This window comes from Treponema sp. (assembly GCF_051883275.1).
GTDB lineage: Bacteria > Spirochaetota > Spirochaetia > Treponematales > Treponemataceae > Treponema_D.
In genome coordinates, this window is sequence record NZ_JBJETK010000037.1 from 1 (window position 1) to 11168 (window position 11168).

Sequence of the window (11168 nt, forward strand, 5' to 3'; positions counted from 1 at the left end):
ATCAACACCAAACCCAATCTTTAGCAACACACTGTCATTTATTGAACAATTCCAAAAACTCCGCTATAATAAAGGAATGGCAGAATACATACGCGCAAGAAGCGACGAAAAAAAAGAAGAACGCCTCAACGAAATAAAAAACGCAGCAGAAAATCTGTTTGAAAATGCACCGTACGGCGAAATTACGCTTACAACAATCGCAGAAAAACTCGGCTGGTCACGCGCAAACCTCTACAAATACGTAACCACAAAAGAAGAGATTTTCCTGGAAATTTCATCCGACAAAATGACAGCCTACTATTCGTCGCTGCTTTCCGCATTCCCCGAAGGAAACAATTTTTCAGCCACCGTAATAGCCGAAGTCTGGAGCGGAATACTAAACGCCCATCAGGACTACCTTCGCTACGTATCATATTTAAATCCAATAGTCGAAACAAACGTCACCGTCGAAAGACTTACACAGTTCAAAAAAAAATACTACGATTTTGCCCACACCTTCTGCCGCCGCCTTGCCACAATGCTGAACCTCACACAAAAAAGCGCCTACAAACTCCAGCTTGACATCCTGATGTTCGCCAGCACAAACGCCATCAGCTGCTACAAAAACCCGCTCATACAAGAAGCCCTCCACCGCCTGAACGTCGACCCCCCGACAATGGACTTCTATGCAGATATGAAAGATTTTGTCCTTATGAGGCTTGACTGGGAAGAAAGGCGCACCACCACCACCGAAAACTGATTTTTTCCAACATTATTTTTTTGGGCGTGCGTCGCAACCTTCGGTTGCTTACCGAGTTTTTTCCGCCATGCTCCAAAAACTCGCGATGGAACTGTTTGAAAATGCTTTTCGGGTTGGGCTATTCAGGGTTACGTCAGGTGCTTCGCACCTATCTTCATTGCTCCGCAACGGCTCCGCCGCCCTTACTATCCCTTACGCTGTAGGCTCGCAAAATTTTTATTCTATCATTTCCCAATTTTCCTCTCTGAAAATATTATCATGTACAGAATACCAATGCCCGTCACTAGTATCAAAAGTGGTTCCATTGTATTTTGTTGTATCCCAGTGCCCGGAGGAAGTTATAATTTGCGGACGAGCAGTTTTTTCATCATTATTTATAGCATTTCCAGTAAATGGATTTACAGGATTTTGAATTAATTTTTCTAACGCAAGTGTAGGTGTATCTGCGTTAGTCATAAATTCATTGGAAATTGTAAAATCTTTAGAATTAAAATCTTTTACTAATAGTAGCGGATTACACCATTCAACATCAATTGCAGGGTCTTTTAACAACATGTTATCAAATTGTCCAAGTCCACGCCCATGGTCAGCAACTATTATAATTCTGGTATTATCATAAACTTCATTATTACGCATATAATCAAACCATTTTCCCAGAGCCATTAAAGAAGCCATATTTGCATGATAATGACTTTGCTGAATTTCGGTTTCCATTTTTATATGACCATCGGCAGCAGTTTTATAACCAGTATTATTAATTTCAGGTTTCATTTCATAGTCTGGCAATTGCAACAAACAAGGTTCATGTGTAGTTGAATTCTGAATTAACAAACAAGTATTTTTCTTTTCATTTGAAACTTCTGTTAAGTTTGCAAGGAGAGTCAAAATTGAATACTCTTTTATAAAACCAGAATTTTTTATCCTTACTGAATTATAATATGTTCCACCAGAATAAAATATAGAACCAAATAAAAGAGGGATTGATTTGAATATACTATAACAAAAAAAATTTCTGTTATTTTGTAAAAGAGCTTCAGAATTAGAATCAAAAAGAAGTTCATTGTTTTGTAATCTTCCTGAGGCTATATATTTTTTTATATCAGGATAATCATCATAAATTGAAAGATCTGGAATCCATGTATAACCAGCATAAGGTGGATCTATGACAGTAACTTCAAAATCATTTTCGTAGAATAAAACAGGAAGAACCTTTAATGCTTCATTCTGCTTTTCTACAAGAGGTTCGTTATCACGTTTATTCATTTCAGTTGGAGTATATTCATAACCACCAAATAATTCTGGTGTTCCAAAATTTGTAAAAAATCCATGCGACAATGTATTCGGATAATAAGTAAATCCTGCAAATTGATCTTTTAATTCTGGTTTTTCTTCAAATAAATAAGGAATATAACCAGAAATAGCTTTATCTAGCATAAAAACGATAACATTTTTTCCTGTCTTAGTTAGTCTAAAAAGTGGTTGCACTTTTGATTCTGTTTTCATTTCTTTTATATATGCCATATCTGACAGTTGTTTTTGAGCATTATGTATTTGATTAATTGATACAATTCCAATACAGATTGTTGATATAGAAATCACAAAAGGAATAATTTTTTTGTATTTAAAAATGACGGAAAGAACTATAACTAAAATACAAACTACACAAAGATTTATCAATTTTTCTAATTTTGAAATATTTAATCCGTCTGTAAAAACTAGTAATGAAGACAGGTTTCCTAAACTTCTGCCAAAACACATATAATCAATCAAAAAGACGCCTGCAATAATCCACATTAGGCAATCAAAAATATGTTTTGAGTTGTCTGGAAGCATATAACGGATAATACCGGCCCATAGCAAAAAGAATCCTATGGCATAACAGGTTGAATTAATAAGAAAAAGCAATGGATTTCTATAATTTTGTAAATCAACAAATTCTGCAGGAGAACTTGCTATTACAGCAGAAGGTATCAATATTCCGGTAAGAATTACAAGAAAAACTCCTGCGAGTATAAAAATTAGCACAGATGATTTGCTGTTCTGAATATTTGTTTCTGACTTTTTTGTTGTATTTGCATACTTTTTAAAAAAGTATAAAACCAAAGGAATAAGTGCAACAGTTTGAAAGAAAATCATAAACACTAATTTCTTTTTTGATGTAACTTTTCCAGTAGAAAACATAAACACCGTAAAAAGAGTTCCTAATATCGCACAAACAAAGCATAAAATTTTCTTTGGATTCTTCAACTTATAAAAAATATTCTTAACAAGTGAAAAGATGTTATTACAAGTCCAATATACAACAAGTCCACTTGGAGAATTATAAAGCAAAACAAGAAAAATCAACGCCATTCCGTAAGTCTGCAATTTATCTTTTAAAGGAAAACCTTTTAAGTATATGGCAGCAGATATGCAGTTTATTGTTGTCATTAAAATTGGCAGGAGATTTAATGATATACTTCCAATTTTTATAAGTTCATCAGCTTTTCCCAAATCGGAAATAATTGAGAATTTTGCTCCATTTAAGACTTCAAGATGCGAAAGGAAATGATACGCTGCAATAAAAAATGGAATTTCGAGTAATAAAGAAATCGAACCATTTAAAGCCGAAAGCGGACTATAACCACTCTCTCTGTAATAAGTTTGCAGCATCATAAAACGCTCATCGCCTTTAAATGTCCTTTTTATATGATTTATCCAATAAGACATTGCATTTTGAATATCGCGTTGCTTTTGCTGAACAGCATCGGCTCTATGATATAATGGCAATGTCAGCAGACTTATTACAAGACTTACGCCTATTACTGCTAAGCCCTGATTTGTTTGCCGCAAACCAACAAGCCCAAACATAAATTCAAAAACAATTTCTACAACAAGCTCTATTGGTGAAATAATAATGTTATATAAAATCGAAGTCATTTTTTTATCCTATTTTTCAAAAGCGGTTAAAGCATCGATAATTCTCTCATTATCGACTCCATTTCTAATTGCAAGACGAATATACTGCTTTCCATCGTTAATTTTTGTGGAAAGATCTTTAATAAAAATCTCATTTTCTCTTAGTAATCGTTCCGTAAGCTCTTTAGATGTCATTCCAAGAACCTCGCACATCACAAAATTTGCCTGAGTTGGAATCACACGCAAATAAGAGACATTTTTTAATTCTGAAATAAAACGACTTCTCTCTGTACGGTATTTACTAAGAGCTGTTACATAATCTTTCTTATATTTGCCAGCAATCTGCATATAAAATTCTCCAAATGAATTTATATTCCAAATTGCAACTTCCTTCTTCATAAAAGAAATCAAATTTGTATCAAAACTTGCAAGCACTCCAAGTCTTAAACCTGAAACACCGTAAGATTTAGAAATGCTCTTTACAACAATCAAATTCGGATTTTTTCTCAAAACTTCTTCTGCAATAATTGTATTATTTTCTTCGTCTGCAAAATCTGCAAAACTCTCATCAACCACAAGCCGAACATTTTCTTTTTCAGCCCAGTCTGCAATCTTTAAAACCTCATTTTTTGAAATATAATTACCAGAAGGATTATCAGGATTTATCAAAAACAAAGATTTTACCTTATGCTCAGTAAAAAAAGTTATTACATCCTTAGCCGAATAGGAAAAATCTGGATAAGAAACATTCATGATTACAGCATTTTCTTTTTTACAGCGGTTTGGATATTCTTCAAAAGTTGGACGAATAAAACCACATTTTCCATTTTCACTTAGATACGAAAGAAGAGATTTTATAAGTTCGGTAGCACCGTTACCTATTACTATATGATTTTGTTCAATACTGAAATTCTTTGAAGCGAGAAGACTGTTTCTAGCCATTCCAGATGGATACTGTGTCAAAAGCTCGGCAAAGCTTGCCTTCATTTCTTCGACCATTTTTTTAGGTGGATAATAAGGGTTTACAAGATAGCAAAAATCTAGCAACCTTGGATAACGCCAATAACCACCGTATGCATGCTGGAACATCTCTGTTTTTAATTCTGTATCAGCAAATAAAGTTGAAGCGATTTCCAAATCTTGAATATCATCTATTTCATACCATTTTTCACCATTCAACCTCATCGCGTGAATGCCTGTATTATCCAGCATTGTCAAAATACGCAAAACATTTTCATAATAAACATTGTTTCCAACAGCGTGAATATATGCTTCCAAAAATGGCACATAATACTGCTCTGAATATGTTTTACTGAATTTGTAAACGTTCACAGTTTTAAAATAATGTTCTCTTTCTGAATAATTAAAATCTTTACCAGGAATAACATCAAGGATTTCATCATCATCAGAAAGGCGAACAACAGTTCCGTCCATCCAGCTTTCATATTTAGCTACAACAGCAAGAGTTTCTCTTTTGTCTGTATATAAAGACTTTATGATATTATCATCAAAAATAATATCAGACTCAAAAAGCATTGTATCTTCATTTAAAAGATAATCTCGAGCAAGATAAAGAGAATAAATATTGTTTGTTTTATCATAAACAGGGTTATCAACAAAAACAATCTCTGTCTTAATTCCCATTGCATTTATGTAATTCTGAAGTTTCTCGCCTTTGTAACCAGTCACAATTACAATTTTTGAAAGGTTGAGTTTTTCAAGCTGATGAAGCAGCCTTTCTATAAGGGTAACTTCATTCACTTTAACCATACATTTTGTATTATCTGCTGTTAGAGAACCAAGTCGGCTTCCCATTCCAGCGGCCAATATTATGCTTTGCATTTTGTCTCCTCATACGTCTTAATCATATAATCTGCAGTGAACTCTGCGGATTTTCCGATATTTTCCCAAGCAGTTTTTCTTGCTATATCTCTGCCTGATTTCAATTCTTCATTATTAATTGTATTTTCAATGAAAGTTTTCATATCCGAAAACTGTGATTCCTCAAGTTTTACACCAAGTTTTGGCAAGACTTTAAACTTCCACATTGGCTGTTCAAGCCATGCAGCATCATAAGGTGATGTATCAAAAGAAGTGTCTGCATAAATAAGAGGACGATCAAAGATAAGAGAATAATCAAAGATTATTCCGGAGAAATCTGTAATGAGAATATCAGCACTGTTTAGAACATCAAAATTGTCGTTATCATAATTCCAAGTAAAAATATCAGTTTCAACATATTTCTTTATCAGAGGTTCTATTAAATTCTTTTCAGAAATCAAAGTTTGAGGATGGGGACGAACTATAATTCTAAACCCTGTTGCAATAAGTGCATCCAAAATCTTTTCCCCGTATTTTGCAAGTATTCCACTTGCTCCCCAGGAAGGTGCTAAAAGGACTGTAATTTTATCTTCAGATTTTCTTGAAACCTTTTTTAAGCGGTTATTCATAATATCCATATAAGGACATCCGACTATAGCCAATTCTTTTTCTTTAAGGTTTCGTTTATTTTCAAGATATCTTATCTGTTCTATCTGATATGAACCAGAAAGCAAAACAGAATCATAAAAATCAAGACCGAACATACGGTAACTTGCAGGATCATCAACTGCGTGCAGAATATGAACATACCTATCAACTGTTTTACTTCGTTTCCATTGTAAAACATCAAGTCCTGGTGTAGTGGAAAGAACAATACCTGCATTTAATATATTCAATCGTGCAAAAGCTTTGTTTCCCTCTCCAATAAATTCCGTTTTTATATATTCATATTTTTCAACAAGGGCAGGATCATCTGGGCTAGAAGTCCAATAAACTAAATTAATTTTTCGCTCTTCGAATTCATCACAAATCGGCTTAAAAACATTCCAATATCGTTTATGGTCTGAAAAAATCAAATATGGAATCTTTGTGTTATTGATTTTTTCTGATTTTCCGCCGCTTAGTACAAACTTTAATTTTAAAAATATCTTCCTTCCCACAAAAACTAGCGTACTTATAACACCAATCAAAATTGAAAATAGCATACTTCCCGTACCGGGATCAATGTACAGAAACATTTGTCTAACCTCTAACCATTACTGTTTTAGAGTAATATTAACAGAAATACCGTAGGAAAACAACTGTATTACAATTATTCTATTGTATTGGATTGATTATTTGTAATGCTTTGTCTGTCATAATATTATGCATGACTCATTTTCAGGAAGTATTTATAAAAAACTTACGTTTCTATAGAACTGAAGCAGGATTTTCTCAACTCGCTTTTTCTGAAAAAATAAATTTAAGCCCAAACTACTTAAATGCAGTGGAAAATGGAAAGAATTTCCCATCTCCTGATGTTATTCAAAATATTCTTGATGTTTTACACTTAATGCCATACCAGTTATTTCTTGAGAATCCTGATATTTCTGAGAAAAGTACTTCTAATCAAAAATTAATACAAATTGCTAATGAATTAAAACAAAAAATTTCTTTTGAAATAGATGAGACCGTTATAAAGTTTTCAAACTAAAAATACAAAAGGAGCAAGTGAAAACTTCTTCCAAACTCTTTCGTAACCAGGCAGAACCAAAAAGAACTTGTCATCCAGCGGCAAGGATAGTCGGGGCTGCAAGCAGTCCCTCACGCTGTAAGCTCGCAAGCGGGCACTTGAGTTACACGCTTCCGAACATTTTTTCCAGTAAATACTTTCCGCTGTCAGTTTTAAAAACATTTTTCTTCATTTGAGGAACACTTTCCCGATTGCAGTAACCTTCCATCACATTTACGATAAAGTCGGCTTCTACAAGAATTTGAAAATCAATGCCGTCAATCGCGCTGTAAGTGTGATGATGAGCAATAATATAACAAATTCTGTCAACATCTTTTTCAGAAAGGCTGAGCGGTTCAAGGAATTTTCGTGCAATAGCCGGACCTTCTGCTTCCTGGTGCGCCGGCTGGGAATTTCCGTATTTTTCTTTGCTGATTTTAACCCCGATATCGTGAAGATACGCCGCCAGTTCAGTTATCAAAAGCGTGTGTTCGTCCACATTCTCCATCTGCGCAATCAACCTGCTGTAACCGTGAACCGCCATAAGATGATGAATGTTCGCTCCATCCGGGTCGTAATCGAAAATCTGTTTCAAAAAATCGTTCAAGTTCATATTTTTTCCTGCAATCTGAATTTATTTAAGCGAAGTCTAAAAATAAGACGCCTGAAAATCAAGCATCATTTTTTTAGTCTTCATCTTTATAAACATCCGCCACCAGATATTTATGAGAAAAATGTTCCGTAAATCTTTTTAAATCATCAAAGCTGATGCTTACTGAAGCAGTATTCCGAAGCGGATGAACAATCACTTTTTTGCCTTCAAAATTTTCGTCGAACAGCACGTTTACGGCACGCTCCCTGTCAAACATAATGCACAGCGGAGTTACAGAACCCGGCGTGATGTTAAGATATTTCATCAGTTCATCGGAATTACAGAAACTCAGGCGACCATAACCGAAAGCGGCCGCAATTTTTTTCAGGTCAGCCTTTTTATGCAGGGCCATACTCACAAGAGCGTAATTCTGGTTTTTGTCTTTTAAAAAAAGATTTTTTACTTCAATTCCTTCAAGAGAAACTACCACATCGTTGCAATCCTTTTCCGAGAAAATCGCTTTGTGCTCCTGAATTTCAAAGGGAATGTTCAGTTCATTTAAAACTTGCAAAATTTCTTCCATATGAAATATCCTTTTTCCCTTCTTTTGTACTAATGTTCACCTATAATAAACACTTTGCCATATTTTTCAAGTGATAACAGTACATTCGTGAAACTTTTAGAAATATATGCCGGATTTTTGATTACGGGTAAAAGATAAATTTGACTGTCAGGATAATGTTCAAAAGACCTGGCTTGTTCGGGCGGAACTTGTGTAATGTAGCAACATCTGTTTTTTTATGATAGAATTGCGGTATGAGTAAGTTTCGGTTTGTTTTAAAGCTTAATATGGCATTGGCTGTTTTGTTTTCAGCTTTGTGCCTGTATGTTCATAAGGATATTTCGGTTGCTGCATTTCCTGTTGCTGCGGGATTTTCAGTTTTGCTTTATTTTTCTTCATATATAGAGCTTTTGAAAAAAAATTCTGTCAGGCATCTGAATATGGTTCGCAGGGTTTTTCAGTATGAGCCTTTTGTTTTTATCACGGCGTTTGTTGTTCAGCGCGCTGGAAGATACGGCTTTCCTGCTGCCTTTGATTTTTTGTGCGCGCTTGTCTGGACGGCTTTGCTTGTGCTGTCTGTTGCGCTTCAGTATTTTATTTCTGAAAAAAGAATTGCTCGCCTTGATTCCGGATGGGCTGATTATCTTGCCGCGAATCCTTCTAAAAAATCGCGCGGAATAAAGCGTGTTGCGGTTGAGCTTCTTGAGTGGCTGGATGCTCTTTTTCAGGCGGTTTTTACAATCATGCTTTTGAATATTTTTATTTTTCAGCTGTACGAAATTCCTTCTGAAAGCATGGTTCCGACTTTTCTTGTAAAGGACAGGGTTGTTGTTCTCAAGACTTTGGCCGGTCCTAAGTTTCCGTTGAGCAGCGCAGGGCTTCCGTATCTTCAGGATTACAAGAGGGGCGACATTGTTGTGTTCCGTAATCCTCATTATGGCAGCGACAGGAAAAATGAAGTGAAGACTTTTTTCAGCCAGTTCATTTATATGTGCAGCCTTACACTTTTAAAGACAAACACCGATGAGCACGGAGAAATAAAGGCCGATCCTCTTGTAAAGCGTGTTGCCGCTGTTCCGGGCGAGCAGATTTATATGCTTGACGGAACTCTTTATGCGCGTACAAAAAATGATACGGAATTCAAGCCGGTTGAGCAGGACTCATCATGGGCCGCCTGGAATTTGAATCCGCTTCCTTCCAAGATGAAATCAAAAATTCAGATGATTCCGCTTTCTGAGCAGCAGGCGCAGTCGGTTTTGGAAATTGAAGAGCAGCGCAGAAATCTTGACCTTGAGAGTGCGCGCAATGAGTGTGAGCTGCTTGCCGCTGAATTTGCAAAGTATGTTCGCCCCAGGGAAAATGTGCAGGGAGATGTCGGCAGTATTTTTTCTGCGCGCGACCTGTTTGTGTACAATCTTTTTTCAAATATAAACAATGCGACCATTACGCTTTTGACTGCAAGAAACGGAGCTGAGTGGGTGGATTCGTTTTTGAACAGCTGGCATCGTGGCGGAGCTTTTCCTGAGAACTCTGAAACTGATGTGTATCAGGACTCATGCTTTAGGCTGAATGTGATGACAAAGCTTTTGTTCGGACGGCTTCTAGTCAGAAATGCGGCTCTGCTTTCCGCGGAAATTTCTGTTTCAAAATGGCAGTCGGATTCTGTCCGCGCAGAATTTCTTGAGGAGGCAAGCGCACTTTGCAGCTATATTCTTCAGCTTGATTTAAGGAATATGCCTGTTTTCCCTGCCAATGACAGCGCGGGAAATCCGCAGTATATTCCCGAAAACTGCTATTTCATGATGGGCGACAACCGCTATAATTCCCTTGATATGAGGCACAGCTACGAGCAGATTCTCTCTCCGCTTTCGCCGCAGGATTCTATGTCTGTGACATATTATACGAACATTGCGCCTCAGTATGTGAACAGAAGCCGGATGCTTGGAAAAGCCTGTTTCAGATTCTGGCCGTTGAGCCGCATTGGAATTCCTGAAAACGGTCTGTTCCGCTGAAGTTTCGGTAGATTGTTTTTAAAGAAAATAAATGATAGTATGGAATTATTATGGAAGAAATTGAAAAGAATAATGATGATGAGATTTCGTTGATTGATTTGTTTGCAGTGCTTGTCCGCTACCGCAAGATGATTGTTATAGGAACGCTTGCATCTGTTTTTATTTCGCTTGTCTGTTTTTTTGCTGTGCCTAAAGTTTTTTCTTCTTCGGCTAAGAATGTTGATGTTCCGTTTGTTTCAAATTCAGTTAATGTGTCCTATGGCTTGAAAACGGAATATCTACCGTTAAGTGTTTATAATATGACTGGATTCGATATTCTTCAGTCCGCTGTTATGTATATGCAGGATCCTGTTGTGATTGCTGAATGTCAGGGCAGTTTGCAGCTTTTTGATGATGTTGTGCAGGCTGTTTCAGGCGGTGATTTTTCGGTCGATGAGTCTGCTGTTTCAGGCGGTGGAATCTTGGTTAAGTTTAGAATTTCTTCTGAAAAAAAGGAATCGACTGAAACCTTTATGAACTGTCTTGTAGAAAGCACGAATTTATATCTGGAAAACACACTCATGCGTGAAATTCTTTCCATTGAAAAAAATGCTGATTCAATTTTGGCGCAGTACGGAAATTTGTCGCTTCCTGTTGTCTGGCAGAAAATTGATAACACTGCTTTAAAGTCAAAGACGAATCAAAAAAAGTATCAGACAATATCACTTTCCGTGAATTGTTCTGAAATTTCGGAGGACATAAAGAATTTCAAGGCAACCCATAAAGGCTTTGTTTCTGATCCTCTATTATTAAACACCGCGATTAAGCACACCGCGATTAAGCACACCGCGATT

At 36.2% G+C, this 11168-nt stretch carries 9 protein-coding genes; 4 read left to right on the plus strand and 5 right to left on the minus strand.

Annotated features, from left to right (window positions below; all coding sequences use genetic code 11):
* Positions 1 to 76: 76 nt before the first annotated feature.
* Positions 77 to 739, plus strand: coding sequence for a TetR family transcriptional regulator (locus tag ACI4L0_RS05520; protein ID WP_439799168.1), 663 nt, complete (start codon positions 77 to 79; stop codon positions 737 to 739).
* A gap of 216 nt (positions 740 to 955) precedes the next feature.
* Here the strand turns inward: ACI4L0_RS05520 and ACI4L0_RS05525 are convergent, their stop codons facing one another.
* The 3 genes from ACI4L0_RS05525 to ACI4L0_RS05535 are packed head-to-tail and all read right to left on the minus strand — an operon-like array spanning position 956 to position 6696.
* Positions 956 to 3658: a YidC/Oxa1 family membrane protein insertase gene (locus ACI4L0_RS05525; protein ID WP_439799169.1), complete on the minus strand. Its 2703-nt coding sequence runs from the start codon at positions 3656 to 3658 to the stop codon at positions 956 to 958.
* Between the two features lie 9 nt (positions 3659 to 3667).
* Positions 3668 to 5479: an aminotransferase class I/II-fold pyridoxal phosphate-dependent enzyme gene (locus ACI4L0_RS05530; protein WP_439799170.1), complete on the minus strand. Its 1812-nt coding sequence runs from the start codon at positions 5477 to 5479 to the stop codon at positions 3668 to 3670.
* The gene (locus ACI4L0_RS05535; RefSeq protein ID WP_439799171.1) at positions 5467 to 6696 is read right to left on the minus strand and encodes a CDP-glycerol glycerophosphotransferase family protein; all 1230 of its coding nucleotides are present in this window, start codon (positions 6694 to 6696) and stop codon (positions 5467 to 5469) included. Before ACI4L0_RS05535 ends, ACI4L0_RS05530 begins: the two co-directional genes overlap by 13 nt.
* Positions 6697 to 6827: 131 nt before the next feature.
* On the opposite strand from ACI4L0_RS05535, the gene ACI4L0_RS05540 reads away from it, so the two are divergent.
* Positions 6828 to 7151 (plus strand): helix-turn-helix domain-containing protein, encoded by a 324-nt coding sequence (locus ACI4L0_RS05540; protein ID WP_439799172.1) that lies wholly within the window; start codon positions 6828 to 6830, stop codon positions 7149 to 7151.
* A gap of 142 nt (positions 7152 to 7293) precedes the next feature.
* Here ACI4L0_RS05540 and ACI4L0_RS05545 read toward each other — a convergent pair whose 3' ends face one another.
* Both ACI4L0_RS05545 and ACI4L0_RS05550 read right to left on the minus strand, forming a co-directional pair.
* Positions 7294 to 7782, minus strand: coding sequence for an HD domain-containing protein (locus ACI4L0_RS05545; RefSeq protein ID WP_439799173.1), 489 nt, complete (start codon positions 7780 to 7782; stop codon positions 7294 to 7296).
* 73 nt (positions 7783 to 7855) lie between these two features.
* A complete protein-coding gene (locus ACI4L0_RS05550; protein WP_439799174.1) occupies positions 7856 to 8344 on the minus strand; it encodes a prolyl-tRNA synthetase associated domain-containing protein in 489 nt (162 codons plus the stop codon).
* Between the two features lie 233 nt (positions 8345 to 8577).
* On the opposite strand from ACI4L0_RS05550, the gene lepB reads away from it, so the two are divergent.
* Together lepB and ACI4L0_RS05560 are read left to right on the plus strand one after the other, a co-directional pair.
* A complete protein-coding gene (gene lepB / locus ACI4L0_RS05555) occupies positions 8578 to 10335 on the plus strand; it encodes a signal peptidase I (protein ID WP_439799175.1) in 1758 nt (585 codons plus the stop codon).
* Positions 10336 to 10385: 50 nt separating this feature from the next.
* Positions 10386 to 11168 (plus strand): Wzz/FepE/Etk N-terminal domain-containing protein (locus ACI4L0_RS05560; protein ID WP_439799176.1); only part of this gene is annotated, 783 nt, incomplete at its 3' end.